This is a genomic window from Stappia indica (genome assembly GCF_020177335.1).
Lineage (GTDB): Bacteria > Pseudomonadota > Alphaproteobacteria > Rhizobiales > Stappiaceae > Stappia > Stappia indica_B.
Genome location: NZ_JAIVMG010000013.1, coordinates 12,602 through 35,585, shown reverse-complemented (window position 1 = coordinate 35,585; position 22,984 = coordinate 12,602). Strand labels below are relative to the sequence as shown.

General features: G+C 65.4%; 22 protein-coding genes. 11 read left to right on the top strand and 11 right to left on the bottom strand.

The window, feature by feature from the left end; translation table 11 throughout:
- The first annotated feature begins 20 nt into the window (after nt 1–20).
- The 3 genes from LC062_RS16655 (at nt 21) to LC062_RS16645 (ending at nt 1,122) form a co-directional block, all read left to right on the top strand.
- A complete protein-coding gene (locus LC062_RS16655; protein WP_181758698.1) occupies nt 21–254 on the top strand; it encodes a BolA family protein in 234 nt (77 codons plus the stop codon).
- A 56-nt stretch (nt 255–310) separates the two neighbouring features.
- Entirely contained in the window at nt 311–643 is a 333-nt protein-coding gene (gene grxD, locus LC062_RS16650; RefSeq protein ID WP_224912157.1) for a Grx4 family monothiol glutaredoxin, read from the top strand.
- A 200-nt stretch (nt 644–843) separates the two neighbouring features.
- A complete protein-coding gene (locus LC062_RS16645) occupies nt 844–1,122 on the top strand; it encodes an antitermination protein (protein ID WP_224912156.1) in 279 nt (92 codons plus the stop codon).
- Nucleotides 1,123–1,127: 5 nt separating this feature from the next.
- On the opposite strand, the gene LC062_RS16640 is transcribed toward LC062_RS16645, so the two are convergent.
- Nucleotides 1,128–2,396, bottom strand: coding sequence for an Hsp70 family protein (locus LC062_RS16640; RefSeq protein WP_224912155.1), 1,269 nt, complete (start codon nt 2,394–2,396; stop codon nt 1,128–1,130).
- A 111-nt stretch (nt 2,397–2,507) separates the two neighbouring features.
- Nucleotides 2,508–3,464 carry a tRNA 2-thiocytidine(32) synthetase TtcA gene (ttcA, locus tag LC062_RS16635; RefSeq protein WP_224912154.1) on the bottom strand — a complete coding sequence of 319 codons (957 nt, stop codon included), beginning with the start codon at nt 3,462–3,464 and terminating at the stop codon, nt 2,508–2,510.
- Between the two features lie 239 nt (nt 3,465–3,703).
- On the opposite strand from ttcA, the gene LC062_RS16630 reads away from it, so the two are divergent.
- Nucleotides 3,704–3,907 (top strand): hypothetical protein, encoded by a 204-nt coding sequence (locus tag LC062_RS16630; RefSeq protein ID WP_224912153.1) that lies wholly within the window; start codon nt 3,704–3,706, stop codon nt 3,905–3,907.
- Between the two features lie 26 nt (nt 3,908–3,933).
- On the opposite strand, the gene LC062_RS16625 is transcribed toward LC062_RS16630, so the two are convergent.
- From LC062_RS16625 to LC062_RS16610, 4 genes are all read right to left on the bottom strand, one after another.
- Nucleotides 3,934–4,902: an MBL fold metallo-hydrolase gene (locus LC062_RS16625; RefSeq protein ID WP_224912152.1), complete on the bottom strand. Its 969-nt coding sequence runs from the start codon at nt 4,900–4,902 to the stop codon at nt 3,934–3,936.
- A gap of 195 nt (nt 4,903–5,097) precedes the next feature.
- Nucleotides 5,098–5,715 (bottom strand): 30S ribosomal protein S4, encoded by a 618-nt coding sequence (gene rpsD / locus LC062_RS16620; RefSeq protein ID WP_224912151.1) that lies wholly within the window; start codon nt 5,713–5,715, stop codon nt 5,098–5,100.
- A gap of 233 nt (nt 5,716–5,948) precedes the next feature.
- Nucleotides 5,949–6,734 carry a glutamate racemase gene (gene murI / locus LC062_RS16615; protein WP_224912150.1) on the bottom strand — a complete coding sequence of 262 codons (786 nt, stop codon included), beginning with the start codon at nt 6,732–6,734 and terminating at the stop codon, nt 5,949–5,951.
- 8 nt (nt 6,735–6,742) lie between these two features.
- Nucleotides 6,743–7,576, bottom strand: coding sequence for an RNA methyltransferase (locus LC062_RS16610; protein ID WP_224912149.1), 834 nt, complete (start codon nt 7,574–7,576; stop codon nt 6,743–6,745).
- A gap of 206 nt (nt 7,577–7,782) precedes the next feature.
- Between LC062_RS16610 and LC062_RS16605 the strand changes: the two genes are divergently transcribed.
- On the top strand, nt 7,783–8,352 hold the full coding sequence (locus LC062_RS16605) for an HdeD family acid-resistance protein (RefSeq protein ID WP_224912148.1): 570 nt from the start codon (nt 7,783–7,785) through the stop codon (nt 8,350–8,352).
- A 3-nt stretch (nt 8,353–8,355) separates the two neighbouring features.
- Here the strand turns inward: LC062_RS16605 and LC062_RS21505 are convergent, their stop codons facing one another.
- Together LC062_RS21505 and LC062_RS16595 are read right to left on the bottom strand one after the other, a co-directional pair.
- Nucleotides 8,356–9,798 carry a sensor histidine kinase gene (locus LC062_RS21505; RefSeq protein WP_224912147.1) on the bottom strand — a complete coding sequence of 481 codons (1,443 nt, stop codon included), beginning with the start codon at nt 9,796–9,798 and terminating at the stop codon, nt 8,356–8,358.
- Nucleotides 9,799–9,982: 184 nt separating this feature from the next.
- A complete protein-coding gene (locus tag LC062_RS16595) occupies nt 9,983–10,474 on the bottom strand; it encodes a molybdopterin-dependent oxidoreductase (RefSeq protein WP_224912146.1) in 492 nt (163 codons plus the stop codon).
- Between the two features lie 384 nt (nt 10,475–10,858).
- Between LC062_RS16595 and LC062_RS16590 the strand changes: the two genes are divergently transcribed.
- Both LC062_RS16590 and LC062_RS16585 read left to right on the top strand, forming a co-directional pair.
- Nucleotides 10,859–12,073 (top strand): NADP-dependent isocitrate dehydrogenase, encoded by a 1,215-nt coding sequence (locus LC062_RS16590; protein ID WP_224912145.1) that lies wholly within the window; start codon nt 10,859–10,861, stop codon nt 12,071–12,073.
- 228 nt (nt 12,074–12,301) lie between these two features.
- The gene (locus LC062_RS16585) at nt 12,302–12,754 is read left to right on the top strand and encodes a hypothetical protein (RefSeq protein ID WP_224912144.1); all 453 of its coding nucleotides are present in this window, start codon (nt 12,302–12,304) and stop codon (nt 12,752–12,754) included.
- Nucleotides 12,755–12,787: 33 nt separating this feature from the next.
- On the opposite strand, the gene LC062_RS16580 is transcribed toward LC062_RS16585, so the two are convergent.
- The 3 genes from LC062_RS16580 to recA form a co-directional block, all read right to left on the bottom strand.
- The gene (locus tag LC062_RS16580; RefSeq protein ID WP_224912143.1) at nt 12,788–14,266 is read right to left on the bottom strand and encodes a cyclic nucleotide-gated ion channel; all 1,479 of its coding nucleotides are present in this window, start codon (nt 14,264–14,266) and stop codon (nt 12,788–12,790) included.
- A 4-nt stretch (nt 14,267–14,270) separates the two neighbouring features.
- Nucleotides 14,271–16,925 (bottom strand): alanine--tRNA ligase, encoded by a 2,655-nt coding sequence (alaS, locus tag LC062_RS16575; RefSeq protein WP_224912142.1) that lies wholly within the window; start codon nt 16,923–16,925, stop codon nt 14,271–14,273.
- Between the two features lie 259 nt (nt 16,926–17,184).
- Nucleotides 17,185–18,252, bottom strand: a complete 1,068-nt coding sequence (gene recA, locus LC062_RS16570; RefSeq protein WP_224912141.1) for a recombinase RecA — start codon at nt 18,250–18,252, stop codon at nt 17,185–17,187.
- A 326-nt stretch (nt 18,253–18,578) separates the two neighbouring features.
- Here recA and LC062_RS16565 point away from each other — a divergent pair, with 326 nt between their 5' ends.
- From LC062_RS16565 to LC062_RS16550, 4 genes are all read left to right on the top strand, one after another.
- Nucleotides 18,579–19,517 (top strand): PfkB family carbohydrate kinase, encoded by a 939-nt coding sequence (locus LC062_RS16565; RefSeq protein ID WP_224912140.1) that lies wholly within the window; start codon nt 18,579–18,581, stop codon nt 19,515–19,517.
- Between the two features lie 81 nt (nt 19,518–19,598).
- Entirely contained in the window at nt 19,599–20,543 is a 945-nt protein-coding gene (locus LC062_RS16560) for a pseudouridine-5'-phosphate glycosidase (RefSeq protein WP_224912139.1), read from the top strand.
- Nucleotides 20,544–20,793: 250 nt separating this feature from the next.
- The gene (locus LC062_RS16555; RefSeq protein WP_224912138.1) at nt 20,794–21,963 is read left to right on the top strand and encodes a cell surface protein; all 1,170 of its coding nucleotides are present in this window, start codon (nt 20,794–20,796) and stop codon (nt 21,961–21,963) included.
- A gap of 72 nt (nt 21,964–22,035) precedes the next feature.
- Nucleotides 22,036–22,974, top strand: coding sequence for a DUF6384 family protein (locus LC062_RS16550; protein WP_224912137.1), 939 nt, complete (start codon nt 22,036–22,038; stop codon nt 22,972–22,974).
- Nucleotides 22,975–22,984 lie beyond the last annotated feature (10 nt).

The window sequence follows — 22,984 nt, the reverse complement described above, 5'->3', positions numbered from 1 at the left end:
CCGGCACAAAGGATATGAACATGGCAATGCAGGCACGTGAGATCGAGGCGCTGATCAAGGCATCCCTTCCCGACGCCCGGGTCGAGATCCGCGATCTCGCCGGCGACGGCGATCACTACGCCGCCGTCGTTGTCTCGGATGCCTTTCGCGGCAAGACCCGGGTGCAGCAGCACCAGATGGTCTACCAGGCGCTGAAGGGCAACATGGGCGGCGAGTTGCACGCCCTGGCGCTTCAGACCAGCGCTCCGGACTGAGAACACCCATCCCCCGCTCGCCGGCTCTTGACCCCGGCGGAACGAAAGGACGACCCATGAGCATCGAAAACTGGATCAAGAACGAAGTCGACACCAATGACGTCGTTCTCTTCATGAAGGGCACGCCCGCCTTCCCGCAGTGCGGGTTCTCCGGCCAGGTCGTGCAGATCCTCGATTACATCGGTGTGCCCTACAAGGGCATCAACGTGCTGGAAGACGATGACCTTCGCCAGGGCATCAAGAGCTTCTCCGACTGGCCGACCATTCCCCAGCTCTACGTCAAGGGCGAGTTCGTCGGCGGCTGCGACATCATCCGCGAAATGTTCCAGAACCAGGAACTTCAGGCACATTTCGCCGAGAAGGGAATAAAGACGGGCCAGTCGGCCTGAAAAATCCGTTAACAAATGGTTAACACATGGCGGATCAAAGTCGATCCGCCATTTTTTTTGCAAAACTTAAAGACTAGGCATTCTTTTCCGAATCACCGAAGCTGAACATCGGATGAATGCTTCCTTCAGGCAAGACACACCTGAGGTAGGGCATTGTTCAGTCCACATCTGGGACGACCGCCACCGAAAGGACCGGACCCATGCGGATTGTCAAACTCGCAAGCATCGGCTTCGCACTGAGCCTGGGGCTCGGCCTTGTCACCATGGCCGCCGACAATGACAGCCGCCTTCGACGCATCGCCTGTGTCGACCTGATGGTCTTCACCCCGCAAAGCAGCGTCAGCGACGCCGACACCTGCCGCGCCTACGGCGGACTGGCAAGCGAAGGCGCCGAGGAAGCCAAGTCCGGCCTTGTCATCCTCGTACGCAACCGCCCCGTCGGCGCCGCCAACGGGCTCAGCGCGAGCAAGGGGTCCTAGGGCGCTTACCCCGTTCCGTATTTGCGTGCCGCATCGAGCGCCAGCCCGGCGCCGACGCTGCCGAACACATCGCCCTGCACCACGTCGGCCTGCGGGAACAGGCGTGTCAGCCGCTCGCGCACGAAGGGCACGGACGCGGAGCCGCCGGTCAGGAACACCGACGAGATTGCCTCCGCGCCGACGCCGGCCTGTTGCAGGCAGCCGGCAAGTGCCGTCTCGATGCCGCCAACAGCGCGCTCGATCGCCGCCACGAAATCCGTGCGCAGCACTTCGATATCCAGATCCTCCTCCGGCAGCGGGAAGGCGAACCGGTGCTCCGCCTCGTCGGACAGGGCGATCTTCACCTCCTCCACCGCGCCGGCCAGCGCATGTCCCTGACGCTCGGAAACCACCGCCATCAGCCGGTCCACCAGCTCAGGCCGGGCCGCATCCTGCCTCAGACCACGCAGGCGCGTGTCGACCTGCGGCGCATAGAGGAAATTGATACGGTGCCAGGTGGCCAGCTCGAAATAGGCCCAGTTCGGCAAGTCCCGGTCCCCGTTGCGGGTCGGCGTGCCATAGCCGAGCGCCGGCATGATCTTCTTCAGGCTGAGCAACCGGTCGAAATCGGTACCGCCGATATGCACGCCAGTGTTGGCGAGAATGTCCTCGCGCCGGTCCGGACTGCGGCGGCGCTCCGGCGACACCCGCACGATGGCGAAATCGGAGGTGCCGCCGCCCAGGTCGATGATCACGGCCAGTTCCTCGCGCCGCACTGATCGCTCATATTCCAGAGCGGCGGCAATGGGCTCGAACTGAAAGGCCACGGTGTCGAACCCGGAGGCGCGGGCAATCGCCTCAAGCTCCCCTTCCGCGCGCCGGTCCGCGTCTTCGTTGTCATCGACGAAATGCACCGGGCGGCCCAGCACCACCTTGTCGAACGGCTGGCCGGCCGCTTCTTCCGCGCGGCGTTTCACCTGGCCCAGATAGAGGCCAATGATCTCGGAAAAGCTCCAGCGCTTCGCCTTGATCGTGGTTTTCTCCGCCATGGTGCTGGAGCCAAGCACGCTTTTCAGCGACCGCATCAACCGCCCCTCGACACCCTCGACATAGGCGCCGACTGCGGCCCGGCCGAAACGCACGGAAGGGTCTTCGAAGGAGAAGAACAGCGTGCTGGGCAGCACCGCGCTTGCCCCTTCCAGGGGCAGCAGGCGGCTCTCCCCATCCGCGCCCAGAACCGAGGCGGTGGAATTGGACGTGCCGAAGTCGATGCCGCAAGGCATGGGGGTGGTCATCTTGGTGGGCTCCGAGAAAAAACAGGCGCCGGCAACTGCGGGCGACAGGAAAGGCAAAGCCGGGAAAGGTCCCCTTCCCGGCTTCTGAAACAAAATCGGGGATGGGTCGGGTCAGTCGGCGGCGAACATCCGCGCATTCATGGCGGCCGCCGCCCCGCAAGGGTCCGCCTCTTCATGGGCTCCCGCCGGCGCCGCGCCATCAATGGCAAGCTCGGTGAAGGGGAACAGCGCCGGATCATGCAGATGCGAGGGCCGCACGTGAGACAGCGCCCGCGCCATGATGCCGAGCCGGCCCGGGTTGTCCCGCTCCCAGCCTTCCAGCATCTTCTTGATCTCCGCCCGCTGCAGCCCGTCCTGACTACCGCACAGGTCACACGGGATGATCGGAAACGCCATCGCCCGGGCAAACCGCCCGATGTCGGCTTCCGCCGAGCCCATCAGCGGCCGCAGCACGAACAGGTCGCCCTCGTCGTTGAGCAGCTTCGGCGGCATCGCCGCCAGACGACCGCCATGAAACAGGTTCATCAGCATCGTTTCCAGCGCATCTTCGCGGTGATGTCCGAGCACGATCGCCTCGCACCCCTCCTCCCGCGCCGTGCGGTAGAGCAGACCGCGCCGCAGCCGGGAACACAGCGAGCAATAGGTCTTGCTGGCCGGCACCTTGTCGGTGACGATCGAATAGGTGTCCTCGCGTATGATCCGATGCGGAATGTCATGGGCGGCGAAGAACGCCGGCAGCACATCGGCGGGAAAGCCCGGCTGCGCCTGATCCAGATTGCAGGCCAAGAGATCGACCGGCAGCAGCCCACGCCATTTCAGATCGAGCAGCACGGCCAGAAGCGTATAGCTGTCCTTGCCGCCAGACAGGCAGACCAGCCAGCGCGGCGGCCGCGCGCGCGGTTCCGTCGGCAACATGCCATAGCGGTCGATGGTCTCGCGCACCTCGCGCAAAAGCCGCTTGCGCAGCTTCTTGAAGGCGACGGAGGACGGCGCGTTGCGGAAAAGCGGCGGGCAGTCGCTTTCCTGCGACGGCAAGGGGCGGTCGGCAGTGGCCGAGGCGTCGGTCATGACGGGCTGTTCAAGGCTCTGTTGGGGATCCATGGCGCGGCACAATGCCCGCGTTTCCCGCGCAAGGCAAGGCGGCGCGAGGCCGGTCTTGCCCCGAGATCACGGTTCGGTCATGTTCGCCGGCCAATCTTCTCCCGCTGTTTTCGCCCGCGACCCGCGCACAGCCTGCCCGCCCACCGCCATAACGTGAGGAGTTGCCAGCCTTGCCGAACCGTCCCTTTGCCGCCAAAGCCCGCGCCATGCGGCCTGTTGTCCTGTTGCTGCTGGCGCCCCTTGCCCTTGCCCTTGCCCTTGGCGGCTGCGTCTCCGCATCGGTCGGTGGCGCGGTGCTGAGCCCGGCGCCACAGGGCGGCACGGAGATTTCCGCCGGCGCCGTTGGGGTCAGCGCCAGCCCGGCCGGAGCCGGCGTTGATACGGCCAGCGGATCGGCAATAATCCGCTGACCTTCAGCGCGATCTGACGCCCCTGATCAGGCAGCAACGTAGCGCCAGGCCGTATCCTTGACCTCGACCCGACCCACACCCGGCCAGGGCAGATGGTAGCCCACCAGCATCAGCCCGTCGGTCGCCACGCGGTCGAGCAGCGCACGCCGCGTTTTCGCCGCCTGTTCGGGGATCTGATCGGTGCTCGGCTGCCAGTCCGGCCGCTCGAATGAGATCGTCGGATGGGTGAGCGCATCGCCGGTCACCAGCAGTTGCGCACCGCCATCTTCGACCACCACGGACATGTGCCCCGGCGTGTGCCCGGGCGTTGCGATCATGGTGACGCCCGGCACCACCGCATGATCCGCGCCGACCCGGGTGACCTTTTCGGCGACCGCACCAAGATTGCGCTGCGCCCCGAGGCCAAAGGAATGGATTTCCTCCGGCGTCGACGTCAGGAAATCCGGGTTCATCCAGAAATCCCACTCCGCCGCGCCCATCAGGTACTCGGCATTGGGAAAACGCTCGCTTTCGTCGAAATCGTCGATGATGCCCCAGACGTGATCGGGATGGGCGTGGGTGAGCAGCACATGGGTCACAGCCTCCCGGTCGATCCCGGCACTGTCGAAACTGTCGGCGAGCAACCCGGCATCCTCGAAGAAATTCATGCCCGCGCCGGTGTCCACCAGAATCAGCGCGTCCCCCCGCTGCAACAGGGTGATGTTCAGCGCGCTCGCCCGGGTGACCGGATCCTGGCCATGGCCAGTGAGGAACGCGGTCCGCTCGGCTTCCGGCACATTCGCCGCCAACGTCGAGGCGGGCAGCGTCAAGCCGCCATCGGTCAGCACCGTGACCTTGGTCTCGCCAAGAGCAAACCTATGCGCCGCTTCTGCTCGGGCGACATGGGGGCGCAGCATCGCACCGGCGCCGACGCCAGCGGCCCCGCTCAACGCCATACGGGCGCCGCCCGTGGCCACGGCGCCACCTTGCAGAAATTGTCGTCTGGAAATCGTCATGATCGGAGCTCCTCCCTTAGGAGGTGATCATATTCTAATTGCGGAATGTGAAAAGCGCCGAGTGGGCAATCGGATACAAGCTCTCAAGGCTCGCCGCTTGCGCAGCCGGGGCCGAACAACAAGCAAAACAAAAAGGGCGCGCCGCAATGGCGCGCCCCGTGTTCTTCTGTCCTTGCGCCTGGGCGCAGGAAATAATCAGCGCGAGTAGAACTCGACGATCAGGTTCGGCTCCATCTGCACCGGGTACGGCACATCGGCGAGCTGCGGAACCTGCGAGAAGGTCGCGGTCATCTTGCTGTGGTCGGCAACCACATAGTCCGGCACATCACGCTCGGCGAGCTGGACGGATTCCAGAACGATGGCGAGCTGCTTGGACTTCTCGCGAACCTCGATCACGTCGCCCGGCTTGCAACGGTAGCTGGCGATGTTCACCCGGCGGCCGTTGACCTTGACGTGGCCGTGGTTGATGAACTGACGCGCGGCGAAGACGGTCGGCACGAACTTGGCACGGTACACGACCGCATCAAGGCGCCGCTCCAGAAGACCGATCAGGTTCTCGGAGGTATCGCCCTTGAGGCGCGCGGCTTCCACGTAGATCTTGTGGAACTGCTTCTCGGAGATGTTGCCGTAGTAGCCCTTGAGCTTCTGCTTGGCGCGCAGCTGGATGCCGAAGTCGGACAGCTTGCCCTTGCGGCGCTGGCCATGTTGGCCCGGGCCATATTCGCGGCGGTTGGCCGGAGATTTCGGACGACCCCAGATGTTTTCGCCCATCCGGCGGTCGATTTTGTACTTTACTCCGTGGCGCTTGGACATACGCGGTTCCTTTGGTGTGTCTTGTTTATCAAGGAAACACGCCCTCCTCTCTTCCGAATCTGACCCACGGCCATCCCGGAAGCGACAGAACCTTCGGCCAAACAGCGCCGGCAAAAGGTTCGCGGGGGTGTGCAAATACGCTGAAGCGGGCCAAAGCGGCCCGCCAAGCGAGCGCATCCCTAGCCGAAACCCCGGGCCATGTCAAACCCGGCGCGCTGGAAACACCCCGCCTGTCAACGGCCCGAAAACCGCGCCGTCAGCCAGGTGAGATCCCGGCCCGAGCTCGCCAGCGCCAGATCCACCGGCGTCCCATCCGCCGGCGCGGGTCCGCAGGCGCCTTTTTCGCCCAGCACCTCGGCGAGCCGACGGGCGATCGCCGGGGCGGGATCCAGCCAGGTCACCGGCCAGGGCGCGATCCGCCGCAGCGCGTCCTCAAGAAGCGGAAAATGGGTACAGGCGAGCACCACCACATCCGTTCTCGCACCGTTCTTCTCCACGAAACAGGGAGCGATTTCCCGGCGGAGCGCAGCCTCATCAAGCGGCGCACCCGCAAGCGCATCCTCCGCCAGCCCGGCCAGACGCCGCGCCCCGACCAGCGTGATTGCCGTATCGGGCGCAAAGCGGTGAATGAGATCGAAGGTGTAGTCGCGCTTCACCGTCCCCGGGGTCGCCAATACCGAAACAAGCCCGGTCCGCGTCAGCTGCGCCGCCGGCTTGATCGCCGGAACGGTGCCGACGACCGGAATGGTCAGCGCCGCCCGAAGCGGTGGCAACACCAAAGTGGAGGCGGTGTTGCAGGCGACCACCACCGCGCGTGGGCCATGCACGGCCACCAGATCGCCAATGAGCGACCGGCAGCGCTCCACCAGCACCGGTTCCGCCAGATCGCCATAGGGAAAGGCCGCATCATCGGCCGCGTAGACAATCGGCAGCCTGGGCAGCAACGCCCGGATCCGCCGGGCAACGCTCAAGCCGCCGACGCCGCTATCGAACACCAGAACAGGCGCGGCGCCGGTCATGTCGCCGATCAGTCCGTCGCCGTGTCGCCAGTGTCGCCGGCCTCTGCCGCCTCGGCCCCATCATGCGGCCGGGTCGGGCGCCGTTCCAGGGCGGCGATCACCCCGCGCAGGGTCTTCACTTCCTGATCGGTCAGCGATGCCTTCTGAAAGATATTGCGCAAGTTGCGCACCATCGAGGGGCGCCGCTCCGGCGGACGGAAGAAATTGACCCCGTCCAGAGCACCTTCCAGATGCTCGAACAGGCGAATCACGTCGTCCTTGCTGGCCGGGGGATTGACCGTCTCGTCCAACCGGAAGGGCAAGGCACCGGCGTTGGCCTTCGTCCGCCATTCATAGGCACAGACAAGCACCGCCTGGGCGATGTTGAGCGAGGCGAAATCCGGATCCACCGGCAGAGTGACGATTTCGTTGGCGAGCGCCACCTCGTCATTGTTGAGGCCCCAGCGTTCCCGGCCGAACAGATAGCCGGTCGCTGCCCCCCGCGCGCCGTGGGCCACCAGCGTTTCCGCCGCCTCATCCGGACCGCGCACCGGCTTTGCCACCTCGCGCATCCGCGCGGTCGTGGCGAAGACGAAGGAAAGATCAGCCACCGCCTCTTCGACCGTGTCAAACACCTTGACCGCATCGATGACATGGTCGGCACGGCTCGCCGCCGCGCGCGCCTTTTCGCTCGGCCAGCCGTCGCGCGGGCGCACGATACGCAGGTCCCTCAGGCCGAAGTTGGCCATGGCACGGGCCGCCGTGCCGATGTTCTCGCCCAGTTGCGGCTCACACAGGATGACGCAAGGGGGCAGGATGTCGGTGCTGCGGGCAGCCGGATCGATGTTGGCATTGCGTGTCATGGCGCGCAGATAGCCCATTGCCGGCGGAAATGCCAGAGGCCCGATACCGCCAGGATCGCGCCTTTCGGCAAAAAAGCAGACGATGACAAAAGAGAAATAAGTTGGCCTTATATATTTTCCGTTGAAACATCGGATCGGCTCGCGCGAGGGGCGATCCCCCAGCCGGAACTCCGGAACTCTCACGGTCTCAAGACGAGGATCCCGCCATGACTGACACACCCACTCTTTCGGTCACCCAAACCGTTCGCGAAAAATGGGGCTGGTTCCTGGCCCTGGGCATCATGCTGGTGATCGGCGGCATGCTGATGATCACCCTGCCGCTGGCCAGCTCCATTGCCGTGACGCTGGTCATCGCCGCCGTTTTTGTCGTCGGCGGCATCCTGCAGATCTGGCACGCCTTCTCCGTCTCTGGCTGGGGCGGCTTCATCTGGGACATCGCCACCGGTGCGATTGCGCTCGTCGGCGGCATCGCCGTCTACTTCAATCCGGTGGTGGGTGCCGCCGCGCTGACCCTCGTGGTTGCCGCCGTGCTGCTGGCCCAGGGCATCGCCCAGGTGCTGCTTTCCCTGAAGATCCGGCCGCATGATGGGTGGGGCTGGGTGCTGGCCGCCGGCATCATCTCCGCCATCGCCGGCCTGTGCATCTGGTTCGAATTTCCGACCTCGGCGGTCTGGGCCCTCGGCGTGCTGGCCGGCGCCTCGGTGCTGTTCAACGGCTGGAGCTTCATTGCCATTGCCCTTGCCGCGCGCGCGGCCGGCAAACGCACCTCGGCCTGAGGCCTATCCGGTAGCAGTGGCGGTGGCGGCGACGGTCGATGACGTTTCCGCCACCTCCGGTTCCGGTGGAGTGCTTCCAGCCAGATCGATGAAGAAGTCCGAGCCCTCCCCCGGTTGGCTCGATACGCCGATGCGCCAGCCGTGGCGGTGGGCGATGGCGGCGCAGATCGCCAGCCCCATTCCGGTTCCGGAGAACTGATCGCGCGCATGAAGCCGGCGAAACGGCTCGAACACATGGGTCTGATGACGCATGTCGAAGCCGATGCCATTGTCGCGCACATGCACCTGGCGGGCGTGCCCCGCCTCGTCCTGCACGATCTCCACCGTCACACGGGGCGTTTCCTCCGGACGGCAGAACTTCACCGCATTGCCAATGAGGTTCTGGAACAGCTGCTCGATGAACAGCGGATCGCCTTCGACCACCGCCTCGCCGCCGGTCACCGTCACCTGCGCGCCGCGCTCGCGAATCAGCTCCGACAGGTTCTCGCAAGCCCGCTCCACCGCCAGCCCCAGCGATACCCGCTCCCGGTCCATGGTCCGGTCCGAGGCCGCCGAATAGTCGAGCAAGTTGGAAATCAGCGCCTTTGCCCGACCGGCGGAGGCCCGCATCACATTGGCCGCGTAGCCGATGGTCTCCTCGTCCTTGTCCGCCACCCCTTGCAGCAACAGATCGCTGAACACGGTGATCTTGCGCACCGGCTCCTTGAGGTCATGCGAGGCGAGATTGTTGAACTGGCTGAGACGCTCGTTCGCCGCGCGCAACTCGGCATTGGCCCGGGCCAACTCCCCGGTACGGGCAATCACGCGGCGTTCCAGCATCTCATGCAGGCGCATCAACCGGTTCTGATCGCGCAAGAGCAACCCCGCGACCGAGGCGCCAGCCACCAGCAGGCCGATGATCAGGAAGGTCACCGTGTCGACGGTGCCGTTCAGCACATCCCGCTGATGCGCCGCCGCATCCAGTTGCAGCTTGTAGACCGCCGAGCGATAGCGCTCCAGTGCCGGCGACAGCTCGGTGAGAATGTCTCGCAACTCATGCGCGCGCTCCACATCACCGGTACGAACCGCAGGAATCAATCGTTCGGCGCGAGTCACCATATCGCTCATCTGCGTTGTCAGGGTTTCGAACCCTGACGCCACGGTGAGCTTCTCGCCGACAGGCCCCTCATTCAGCCGGGACGCGCGGCTCCAGAGGATATCGAAGCGGGAGGCGACCTCCTGGCCATAGCTGGCCCCGCCGTCATGGACGATCAGCGTATCGACCGAATGGAGAAGCCGCTGATATTCCACAACCAGTTGCGCGCTGTGCCAAATGAGGCTTTGGCGGAGTTCGGCGGAATTGACATCGTACTGCTTGTTGAGCGTCGACACCACGACGAACAGCGAACCTGTGATGATCGCAAGACCGACAAGCAGAAAGAAATAAAGGGTCCGAACCCATTTCACCCCGGTTTCCATCTCGCCCCCGTCCACCAGATAGAGATCCCGAGCCTGCTTGCCCTCCGCTTGCCACCGACGAAGAGGCCGCCAGCAAGGAGCCTATCGGCACGGACGGCAAACATCCCCGCCGTCATCCTCAGGCACAACCGAACATACAGGCGAACAACGCCAGGCGGAAGCATGGGACGCCTCACTGTCGCGGCCCCGCCAGCACCGAGATCGACCGCAGTTGCCAGATCGCCCGGGCATAGTAGAGTTCGGCCTGCAACTCCTCCTGCTCCGACCAGGGATAGATCACCCTGACCGGTCCGCGCTCGCGTACGCCGATGGCCTTGCCATCCGCGCGGGTCGCCAGGATGACGTCGAAGGCGGCGACATCGGAAACTGGGATCATCACCTGATAGTCGTTGAGTGCCACGGCCTTCAGGCTCTCCCCTTGCATCCCGGCCTTGGCCAGCACATCGCGCAACAGCGGCCCCTCGAACACCACCGAACCATTGCTCCAGGGGGTTTCGGTCTCGATTCGCCTCAGCCCCAGCGCTTCAAGCTGCGGCGCCGTGAAGGTGACCCGCACGCCCTCGCCTGCGGCCGTTTCCTCCAGGACCGTCAGCACCACCGGCTCGGAGGAGGCCGCGGCAACCGGCACGCTGCCGGCCAGCACGCCCAGAACCATGAAACCCATCGCAAAAAACCGACGCCACGCGCCTCCCGTCACGGTCTTCAGCATCTTCCAAACCTCCACGCTGGTCGGCCGCTCATCCGCTGCAAAGTCCCGACATCCTACCTGCGGAGTGTGTTCAATCCGTTTCGACCGGGACCAAAGTTCAACACAGTCGCCGCCCGCGCACCAGACGGAAGACAGTCACCGCCCCCCTTCCCCCGCCGCAGCGTCGAAGAGGCGGCGTCCGGGTCTCTTCCCCCAATGCCTGACTTCCCGTTTCCTCGCCCCTTTGCTATAGGGGCCGCGCGGCTATGACGGTCGGCCCGGTTTTTACGGCCGACCCGGCCCGACGGTTTCGAGCGCATGAGGCGCGGGAGTTACCCAAAACGCGAGGTCATCTGCACTATGGCGAAAATCAAGGTTATCAATCCGGTTGTTGAGCTCGATGGCGACGAGATGACCCGGATCATCTGGAAGTTCATCAAGGACAAGCTGATTCACCCCTACCTCGATATTGATCTGAAATATTTCGACCTCGGCATCGAGAAGCGCGACGAAACCGACGATCAGATCACCGTCGATGCGGCCAATGCGATCAAGCAGTATGGCGTTGGCGTCAAATGCGCCACCATCACGCCGGACGAGGCGCGCGTTGAGGAATTCGGCCTCAAGCGCATGTACCGCTCGCCGAACGGCACGATTCGCAACATCCTCGGCGGCGTGATCTTCCGCGAGCCGATCATCATGCAGAACGTCCCGCGTCTGGTGCCGGGCTGGACCCAGCCGATCATCGTCGGCCGTCATGCCTATGGCGACCAGTACCGCGCCACCGACTTCCGCTTCCCCGGCAAGGGCAAGCTGACGGTCAAGTTCGTTGGCGAGGACGGCACCGAGATCGAGCATGACGTGTTCGACGCCCCCTCCTCGGGCGTTGCCATGGCCATGTACAACCTCGACGATTCGATTCGCGACTTCGCCCGCGCCTCGATGAACTATGCGCTGATCCGCAAGGTTCCCTGCTACCTCTCGACCAAGAACACCATCCTCAAGGCCTATGACGGCCGCTTCAAGGATATCTTCCAGGAGATCTACGAAGCCGAGTTCAAGGAAAAGTTCGAAGCCGAGAAGATCTGGTACGAGCACCGCCTGATCGACGACATGGTCGCCTCCGCACTGAAGTGGGCCGGCGGTTATGTCTGGGCCTGCAAGAACTACGATGGCGACGTGCAGTCCGACACCGTTGCCCAGGGCTTCGGCTCGCTCGGCCTGATGACCTCGGTCCTGATGTCGCCGGACGGCAAGACCGTCGAGGCGGAAGCTGCGCACGGCACCGTCACCCGGCACTACCGGATGCACCAGAAGGGCGAGGAGACCTCGACCAACCCGATCGCGTCGATCTTCGCCTGGACCCGCGGTCTTGCCCACCGCGCCAAGCTGGACGACACGCCGGAGTTGGCCAAGTTCGCCGATACGCTGGAAAAGGTCTGCATCGACACTGTCGAAAGCGGTTTCATGACCAAGGACCTCGCCCTGCTCGTCGGCCCGGACCAGAAGTGGCTGACCACCAACGGCTTCCTCGACAAGATCGACGAGAACCTGCAGAAGGCCATGGCCGGCTAAGGCCAGGCTTGCCAACTTCGGACCAACCGTCCGCCAAATCCGCGAAAGGCGCCCCTGGGGCGCCTTTCGTCGTTTTCGAGCGCAATTTTCTCCGGCTCCGGCTGCTTTTTTGACATAGCTTCTCGCCACGCCCGCACGATCTTCTAAACTGCAACGCGCCGCACCATGCCGCGCAACCGGACCGCGACGGGAGGCGGCCCTGGCGCGCCACACCGACCGGAGGATCGAATGACCGCTGTTTCCGCTTCACCACTTGCCCGGCTTTTCCTGATCGTGGCCGCAGCGCTCCTGCTTCTCGGAACGGCGACCTTCGCGCACGCCGCCTATGAGCCGCCGCGTGGTTCCAAGGAACGCAAGGATCTGATGAACGCGATCCGCCCGCTGATCGAGACCCGGGTCGGCGCGCCGGTGGAATTCGTCGTCAATCGCCTGCGCGTCTCCGGCCCCTGGGCCTTTGCGATTGTTTCGCCGCAGCGGCCCGGTGGTCGCCCGATCGATCTGTCCCGCACCCTCATGCGTGATCGAGCGGAATATATGGATGGAGGCTTGCGCACCTACGTTCTGCTGACAAAGGCCTACAATCGCTGGAACATCGTCGACTACGCGATCGGGCCCACCGATGTCTTCTGGTACGGCGATCCGCTCTATTCCCAGCTTCCCGCCGGGCTGGTGCCGCAATAACCGAGCGCGCAGACTCGCCGAACCGGCCTGGGGCTAAGTCTTGTCCTGGGGATCCAGCGGGGGCTCCGGCTTGGCATCCGATGCGGCGGCGTCCACCTCATCGGGTGCCTCACTTTCGCGCGCGTCCTCACCGCCTTCTTCTTCGCCGTCTGTCTCCACGTCGAAAAGCTCCGGCTCGGTCAAGTCCGCACCAACGCCCACGCCCTCTTCCTTCAGGGTCTCCACCACCTGTTTGGCGCGGCTGACCTCCTCCTCGATGATGTCGTCGGGCAGCGAGCCCATGCGGGCGCGCTCCTGCACCTCATCGAGGATCTTGCGCGCCACCTCCGGCTGATTGCGCATCAGCCGGTGCAGATCGTGCGCCTCGAGCACCATCAACTGGGTCGCCTCCAGCGCGAAGACCGACGCCACCCGGCGGCGGCCGCCAAGGATCGCCATCTCGCCGAAGAAGTCGCCTTCCTCCAGCCGCACCCGACTGTTGTCGAGCGCAACCTCCACCGCCCCCCGGGCAATGAAATACATACTGTCCGCTTCGGCGCCCTTGCGGGTGATGACCTGGCCGGTGTCCACCGACAGGGCCCGCAGCAGCTTGGCGATCTCGGCAATTTCCGCGGCCTTCAGGTCTTCGAACAGCGGCACCCCCGCCACCATCCCCCAGGTCACGACAAAGTCACGGGAGTGGATCTCGCGGGCGAAGGCGGTGGCGACGATGCCGATCGGCAGGGCGAACAGGCCGTAGCCCATCAGCATCACCAGGCCGCCCAGGATCTTACCTGGCGCCGTCACCGGCACCACGTCGCCATAGCCGACGGTCGTCAGCGTCGCCAGCGCCCACCACATGGCTCCGGGAATGGTGCCGAGCTTTTCCGGCTGGACATTGCGTTCCACCAGATAAAGCCCGGTCGCCGCCACCAGGATCACGCCGAAGATGATGACCAGACTGGCAATCAGCGCATGCCGCTCACCCGCCACCGCGTTGGCGAGAGACCGCAGCGCCGGCGAATACCGCGCCAGCTTGAAGAACCGCGTCAGCCGCAGGACGATCAGGATCTTCAGCTCGATCGTCGGCAAGACCAGCGCCAGAAGAAACGGCAGGATCGCCATCAGATCGATGATGGCGGAAATCTGGGAGCAATAGCGCAGCCGGGCGCCGAGCGGCTTGAACCGCCGAAACGGCGGGTGCAGATCCGCCACCCATACCCGGGCGAGATACTCGGCGAGGAACAGGACACCGGCAACGATCTCCAGGAGATCGAACAAGCCGCCCCATTCCTCATCCACCTCCGGCACCGTCTCCAGCACCGCCATCACCACCGTACCGATGATGAAGAGCGCAAGGACACGGTTGACCCAGCGCCCTTGCGTATCGCCCGCCGCCCCCAGCTCCAGCAAGCGGTAGGTGTGCCGCTTGATCGCCGGCGCCCCATCGGGGGAAATGCTGCGCCGGCGCTTGTTGGGAGCGCTCTCGTCGGCCGGGTCCATCCGATCCTGGTCTGGACGGTCCGCGGCCATCAGCTCAGCCCTCGCCGAGGCCGGCCGCGATCGCCTCGATGGCGGCCTCCGCCTGGGAGGCATCAGAACCGCCGGCCTGGGCCATGTCGGCACGTCCGCCGCCGCCACGCCCGCCGAGCGCCGCCGAGCCAAGCCGCACCAGATCGACCGCGCTGAAGCGCTCGGTCAGATCCGCGGTCACCGCCACGACGATCGCCGCCTTGTTCTCCTCGCCCTTGCTGATCAGGACAACAACACCGGAGCCGAGCTGGGCCTTGGCCTCATCGGCCAGCCCCTTCAGGTCCTTCGGGTTGAGCCCCTCCACGACCCGCGCCAGGAGCTTCACCGACCCGACCTCGCGAATGCCGGCATCGCCGCCGCCCGTCCCGCCCATGGCGAGCTTCTTCCGGGTTTCGGCCAGTTCCCGCTCCAGCCGGCGCTTGTCCTCGACAAGCCCCGAGACCCGTTCGGTCACATCGCCCGGTGCCACCTTCAGAACGCCGGCGATATCGCGCAGCCGCATGTCCTGCTCGGCAAGATACTGGCGGGCGGCTCGCCCGGTCAGCGCCTCGATCCGGCGGACACCCGCCGCGACCGCGCCTTCCGTCACCAGGGTCACCAGACCGATGTCTCCGGTGCGGCCCACATGGGTGCCGCCGCACAGCTCCAGCGAATAGGTCTTGCCGGCCTTGGCGCCTTGCGTTGCCCGGCCCATCGACACGACCCGCACTTCCTCACCGTATTTCTCGCCGAAAAGGGCCATGGCGCCCTGCTCGATCGCGTCGTCGACCCCCATCAACCGGGTTTCGACCGGCGCATTCTGCAGCACGATGTCGTTGGAAATGTCCTCGACCTTGCGCAAATCCTCCGCCGAGACCGGCATCGGGTGAGAAAAGTCGAACCGCAAACGGTCGGGCGTGACCAGCGAGCCCTTCTGCGCCACGTGATCGCCCAGCACCTCGCGCAGGGCCTCGTGCACCAGATGGGTCGCGGAATGGTTGGCGCGGATCGCACTGCGGCGGGCGCCATCGACGGTGAGCTCCAACGCCTGACCGATGGTCACCGCGCCCTCATCAACCGTCACCTCATGGATGAACAACCCGTCGGCCCGCTTCTGGGTGTCGGTCACCCGCACCCGCACGCCATCGGCGGTCATGGTGCCCGTGTCTCCGACCTGACCGCCGGATTCGCCATAAAACGGCGTCTGGTTGAGGATGACGAAGCCCGTGTCGCCGGCCTTCAGCTCCATCACTTCCGCACCATCGCGCACCAGCGCGCCGACGACGCCTTCCAGCGCCTCGCTGTCATAGCCCAGGAAGTCGGTGGCGCCGAGCCGGTCCTTCAGCGTGAACCAGAGTGTGTCGGTCGCCGCCTCGCCGGAGCCGCTCCAGGCGGCACGCGCCTCGGCCCGCTGGCGTTCCATCGCCGCCTTGAACCCCTCGGTGTCCACGCCGATACCCCGGGCCCGGAGCGCGTCCTGGGTCAGATCCAGCGGGAAGCCGTAGGTGTCATAAAGCTTGAAGGCGGTCTCGCCGCTGAACTCCGCGCCGCTGTCGAGCCCCGCGCTCGCCTCGTCGAGCAGGCTGAGGCCGCGTTCCAGCGTGCGCCGGAACCGGGTTTCCTCCAGCTTCAGCGTCTCGCTGATCAGGCTCTCCGCCCGGGCAAGCTCCGGATAGGCCCGGCCCATTTCCCGCACCAAGGTCGGCACCAGCCGATACATCAAGGGCTCCTCTGCCCCCAGAAGATGCGCATGGCGCATCGCCCGGCGCATGATCCGCCGCAGCACATAGCCGCGCCCTTCATTGGAGGGCAGCACGCCATCGGCGATCAGGAAGCTGGTGGAGCGCAGATGGTCGGCGATAATGCGGTGGCTCGATCCCGCGCCGTTCGCACCGGTGCCCACCACGTTTTCCGAAGCCGAAATCAGCGCCCGGAACAGGTCGATGTCGTAGTTGTCATGCACGCCCTGGAGCACGGCGGCGATCCGCTCCAGCCCCATGCCCGTGTCGATCGACGGGCGCGGCAGGTCGACCCGCTCGTCGGCGAGTTGCTCGTACTGCATGAACACGAGATTCCAGATCTCGATGAACCGGTCCCCATCCTCGTCGGGCGAGCCCGGAGGGCCGCCGGGAATGTGCTCGCCGTGGTCGTAGAAGATCTCCGAGCACGGGCCGCAGGGACCGGTATCGCCCATGGCCCAGAAATTGTCGGAGGTGGCGATGCGGATGATCCGGTCTTCCGGCAGTCCGGCGATCTTCTTCCACAAGGAGAAGGCTTCGTCGTCGTCCGCATAGACGGTGACCAGCAACCGGTCGGCGGGAATGCCGTATTCCTTGGTGATCAGGTCCCAGGCCAGCTCGATCGCCCGGTCCTTGAAATAGTCGCCGAACGAGAAATTGCCGAGCATCTCGAAGAAGGTGTGATGCCGGGCAGTATAGCCCACATTGTCGAGATCATTGTGCTTGCCACCGGCCCGCACGCATTTCTGAGCCGAAACCGCCCGCGAATAGTCGCGCTTTTCAAGGCCGGTGAAGACGTTCTTGAAGGGCACCATGCCCGCGTTGGTGAACATCAGGGTCGGATCGTTGCGCGGCACAAGCGGACCGGAGGCCACAGGTTCGTGCCCGTTCCTGGCGAAATAGTCGAGGAACGCCGACCGGATTTCGTTTACACCGCTCATCAAGTAGCCACCCATCATGTTGCGCGCGTCCGATTGACATATATGGGCGAAAGCGCCAGTCGCCGCGCGCGATATTGCATCGTGCGCCGCTTTTATCTTCGCCCCGGGAAACTGTCCAGCATAGCGGCAGCCCTGCCTCCTTTCGGGGACAAGCGCGCGGCACCGCGCTTTGACCGCCGCTCTTCATACGTGAATGGCCCGGAACGCGGGCAGCGCTCCGGGCCATTCTACATGCAAATCGGTTCCTTGTCGGACAGGGTTAGCTGTCGTCGTCGGAACCGCCAGCCGGATCGGTGATCCGCTCGGCGATCAGCCCGGCATTCTGCCGCACCGCCAGTTCGATTTCCTCGGCAAGCGCCGGATTGTCGCGCAGGAACTGCTTGGCGTTCTCTCGCCCCTGACCGAGCCGCTGGCTGTTGTAGGAGAACCAGGCGCCGGACTTCTCGACAATGCCGCCCTTGACGCCAAGGTCGATCAGCTCGCCCATCTTCGACACACCTTCGCCGTAAATGATGTCGAACTCGACCTGCTTGAACGGCGGCGCCAGCTTGTTCTTGACCACCTTCACCCGGGTCTGGTTGCCGACCACCTCGTCCCGATCCTTGATCGCGCCGATGCGGCGGATGTCGAGACGCACCGAGGCGTAGAACTTCAGCGCATTGCCGCCGGTGGTCGTCTCCGGCGAGCCGAACATCACACCGATCTTCATGCGGATCTGGTTGATGAAGATCACCATGCATTTCGACCGGGAGATCGAGGCGGTCAGCTTGCGCAGCGCCTGGCTCATCAGCCGCGCCTGCAGGCCGGGCAGCGAATCGCCCATCTCGCCATCCAGTTCGGCCTTGGGCGTCAGCGCCGCCACCGAATCGACTACCAGCACGTCGATGGCCCCGGACCGCACCAGCGTATCGGCGATTTCCAGCGCCTGCTCGCCCGCGTCCGGCTGGGAGATCAAAAGATCGTCGATGCTGACGCCGAGCTTGCGCGCATAGATCGGATCGAGCGCGTGCTCCGCATCGATGAAGGCGCAGATGCCGCCCTGCTTCTGGGCCTCGGCGACCGTATGCAGAGCCAGCGTCGTCTTGCCGGAGGATTCCGGCCCGTAGATCTCGACAATCCGGCCACGCGGCAACCCGCCGATGCCCAGCGCGATATCGAGCCCCAGAGATCCGGTCGGTACGGTCTGCACCTCGACCACCTGACCTTGCCCCATTTTCATGATCGAGCCTTTGCCAAAGGCCCGTTCGATCTGGGAAAGGGCGGCGTCCAGCGCCTTTGTTTTGTCCATTTGAATGCCTTCGACCAAGCGGAGAGAATTTTGCGCCATCGCACGTGCCTTTCTTATTCCACGCCGCAGCCGGCGATTCAAACTGCGCTTTTGTACCTCATTTGTTCCTCATCGACAAGCCGCGCCACTCCCTTGAACACGTTGACCTTTCTCAACCTCGTTCAAAGAATGTTCCGGGTCGGCCCGAAAAATCTTACGCAACGGCATTTTTCATCCATTGATCATCCCAACGGGAATCGCCGCCCCGGGACCGCCCCGCTGCCTGCACCCGATGCCTTTCCATTTCCCCCTCCCCCATTCCATGCAACAAGGAAGACTCCGCGTTGCGGTGCGCTCTTGCCCGCTTCCTTTCGGACCTTTCCGCCATGCCCGTTCCGTCCTCCGCCCCCCGCGCCCCGGCTCCCTCCATCGCCCTCATCGGTGCGATTCATCTCGACACCATCGCCCATGCCGCCGTGCCGATCCGGCGCGAGACCTCCACGCCGGCCCGGTTCGTCAGCCGCCCCGGCGGGGTTGCCACCAATGTCGCCCGGGCGCTGGCGAAGCTGGACATCGCTTGCGCCCTTGCCGGTGTGGTCGGCGACGATGCGGCGGGGGCACAGCTCTGCGCGGAGTTGAGCGCGCAAGGACTGGATATGAGCGCGGTGCGCCGGCTGCAAGGCCGGGCGACCGGCCGTTACCTGGCGCTGCATGACCCGGACGGCGCGCTGGCCGCCGCCGTGGTGGATGGCGAAATCACCGAAGCCCTGCCGGCGAAGGCCTTCACGCCGCTGCCCACTGTCCTCATCGAGGCGGCGGTCTGGTTCCTGGACACCAACCTGCCGCCGGCGACCCTGGCCCGGCTGGCAAAGGATGCCGGACCCCGCCGGCGCCTGGCGGCGGATGCCGTCTCCTGTGCCAAGGCGCCCCGGCTGGCCGCGATCCTGCCCCGGCTCGACCTTCTGTTCTGCAACCGGGCGGAAGCCGCGGCGCTGCTGGCAATCGAGACCCTGCCGCCCGCGGACGACCTTGCCGCCGCGCTTGTGGAAAGGGGCGTATCCGCCTGCTGTGTCAGCGATGGCAACGCGCCGCTGACCCTTGCCGACAACACCGGCATTCGCCGGCTGGATGTGCCCCACGTGGCGGTGCGCGATGTCACCGGCGCAGGCGACGCGCTGATTGCCGGCACCCTTGCCGGATTGCACCATGGCCGGACGCTCGACGCGGCCGCCCGAGCGGGCCTTGCCGCTGCCGCGTTGACCCTGTCGGCGGAAGGCGCGGCTCCCGACAGCTTGAACTGGCGGGCGATCTCGGGCGAGGACTGATGGCTCGACGGGGACCGGCGCCCCACCTATAAGCGCCAAACGGGCCGGACGGTGCCGGCCAGAAAACGGAGACGGGATCGGATGAGCGAGACACACAGCGCGGGCGCCGCGCCGCTGGCAATCACCGAGGAAGTCCGCGATGCCCTAGCCGAGAGCCGGCCGGTCGTCGCACTGGAATCGACCATCATCACCCATGGCATGCCCTGGCCGCGCAACGCCGAGACCGCCCGGGCGGTGGAAGCGGATATCCGCGCTGGCGGCGCGACCCCCGCGACCATTGCCGCGATGGATGGCCAGTTGCATATCGGCCTCTCCGACGGGGCGCTGGAGCGGCTGGCCCGCAGCACCGAAGCGATGAAATGCTCCCGCGCCGACCTCGCCGTCGCCTTGGCGAGCAAACGGATCGGCTCCACCACCGTGGCCGCCACCATGATGGCCGCCGAGGCCGCCGGCATCCGCGTTTTCGCCACCGGCGGCATTGGCGGGGTCCATCGCGGCGCCGAACTCAATTTCGACATTTCCGCCGATCTCGAAGAACTGGGTCGCACCCCGGTCTGCGTGGTCGCCGCCGGCGCCAAGGCACTGCTCGACCTGCCCAAGACCCTGGAGGTTCTGGAGACCCGGGGCGTGCCGGTGATCGGCTTCGGCACCGATGTGTTCCCCGCCTTCTGGTCACGCGACAGCGGCCTTGCCGCCCCCTTGCGCCTCGACAGCGCCGAAGAGGTCGCCCGTCTTTTGTCCATGCGCCGGCGCCTTGGCGGCCATGGCGGCATGCTGGTCGCCAATCCGGTGCCGCAGGAGGCGGAAATCCCGGCGCGGGAAATGGCCTCGGTGATCGAGACGGCCCTGCACCAGGCGGAACGGCGCGGCATCTCCGGCAAGGCGGTGACCCCCTTCGTGCTGTCGCTGATCTTCGACCTCACCAAGGGACGAAGCCTCGAAACCAATATCGCGCTCGTGCGCAACAACGCCCGACTGGCCGCCGCCATTGCGGTTGCCGACGCGGACTCGGACGCGATCGGTTGAACCTTGGGGGAGGCCCGACCATTCGGCGTGTCTCAACCGTGTAACTGTCAGCGAATATATGCTTAACTCGTGCCCTGTCAGGCTCGCTCGTCGGTCTCCGGGCACCGGCGCCGGCCGGCCGGTTCCATGCCCTTGCGGCTTGGAACCGGGAACGGCAATAACCACATCGGGGCAGCGGGGCGAAGCTTTTCCCGCATAGCACCGGGTGACACAGGGCCGCCCCGGCGGCGCAAACGACAGAGGACGGACAATGGCGGACACCGCGCTTTCACCGATGCAGTATCTGGACAGGGCCGTCGGTGCCCTGCGCGACATGGGCCTGATGCCGAACGGCACCGCCGAAGCGCCGATCAACGCGCTGCTGGAGCAGATTTCCGACCTGTCGCCGGACAAGATCGCCGTCATCACCCGCACGCTCGGCCAGGCGCAGACCTTCAACGAGGTCGTGCGCAACGAGATCCAGGCCATGTCCATCGGCGAGCGCTACGAGGCCATCACCGAGGCGTTCAATTCGATCCGCGACGATGCCAAGAGCATGGTCGACCAGCTTGCCGACGGCAAGATCTCCTTCATGGAGAACCTGTCGAACAAATGGCGCGACATGACCCGGGGCACCGTGTCCGACCGCTTCGGCAAGATTCGCGATACCTATCTGGATGTCGCCCGGGACACCAAGGACCAGATCGAACGCGAGATCCGCATTCTCGAAGCCTACCGCGATTTTCGCGGCGCGCTGAAACAGGCCGAAGTACTTGCGCTGGAGGTGCTGCGCACCGCGACAGACAAGCTCGACGGTACCAAGGCGGCGCTGGAGGCGGCCAATGGCGCGGTCGAGGCCTATGCCGGCAAGGAACCGGCGGAGAAGGCCCGGCTGGAGCTGCAGCGTGACGAGCGCATGCGCGCCATGCAGGATGAGGAAAAGCGCTTCCAGGTCGCCAAGGATCTCGCCGACAACCTGACCATCGGCTACAACACCTCCGAAGTGATCATGGCCCGCTTGATGCAGACGACCAACGCCAAGGAGCGGGTCTACTCCCAGGCGGTCAGCTTCTTCTCCACCAATGATTCGGTGCTGACCGCGCTCAATGCCTCCTTCACGGGGCTGCAGGGGCTGCACGAATCCACCGAGACGCTCAACGCCATGAAGGACGGGGTGTCCAAGTCGCTGGAAACCCTCGCAGAAATTGGCGACGCGGTGCAGGAAGCCGCGCTCAAGGCCGGCTACGGCCCGACCGTGCAGGCCGCCGCCGTCAAGAAGCTGGTGGATTCGGTCATCACCTTCCAGATGAACTCCCGCGAAATCATCGACGAGATGCGGGTGATGGCGACCAAGAACTCCGAGGAGATCCGCGACGCCGTCGAGGATGGCAAGCGGCGTCTGGCGAAGCTTGCCGCCGAAGGCAACGCGCTCGGCGCCTGAGGCATCTCAGGGCCCGGACCTTCCCGGTTCGGGCCGCCTCCTTTGCACCGGGATTGAACGGGAGCCCTGCCCATGTCTGCCGACGCCACCGCGTCCAAGCCGCCACTTGATGACCTGATGATGGCGATGGATGTCGTGGACACCCTGCGCCACGACGAACGCATCGCCGTCAAGGAGCTGGGCGACGATCTGCGCGACGAGCAGATGGTCGAGCGCCTGCGCCAGATCTACAAGAGCCAGGGCATAGAGGTGCCCGACCGGATGCTCCGGGAGGGCGTGCAGAACCTCAGGCAAAACCGCTTCGTCTACAGCCCGCCCGCCGTCGGGTTCCAGCGCACGCTCGCGCTGCTCTATGTCACCCGGGCCCGCTGGTCGAAATGGCTGGGCATCCTCCTGCTGCTGACGGTTGCCGCCGTCCTTGCCTGGCGGTTCCTCGTGATCCTGCCACGTGAACGGGCGGCGGAGGCCCTGCGGATCGAACTGACCGAGACCCTGCCGGCCGATTTCGCCGCGCTGCCGGCGCGCATCGCCGGGATTGCCATCGTTCCGGAGGCCACCGCCCGCGCCGAAACGCTCGCCGCGACTGGCCTTGCCGCGCTTGCAGCCAAGGACGCCGAGGCGGCGCGCAAGGCCCGCGCCGACCTCATGGCGCTGGAAGCACGACTTCTCCAGACCTTCGACGTGCGCATCGTCTCCCGCCCGGGCACGCCGACCGGCGTCACCCGCATTCCGCAGGCGAACCGCAATGCGCTGAACTACTATCTCATCGTCGAGGCCATCGGCCCAGACGGTACGGCGCTGCTGCAGGAGATCAACTCGGAGGAAGACGGCAGCACCGAACGGGTCGGGATCTGGGGGCAGCGGGTGCCCAAGGCCACCTTCGATGCCGTACGTGCCGACAAGCAGCGGGACGGCATCGTCCAGGACGCCGTGCTGGGCAGCAAGGCTCGCGGCAAGCTCGGCATCGACTGGCAGAAGCCGGTCGACGCGGGTGCGATCACCAAATGGTAACGGATAGGGC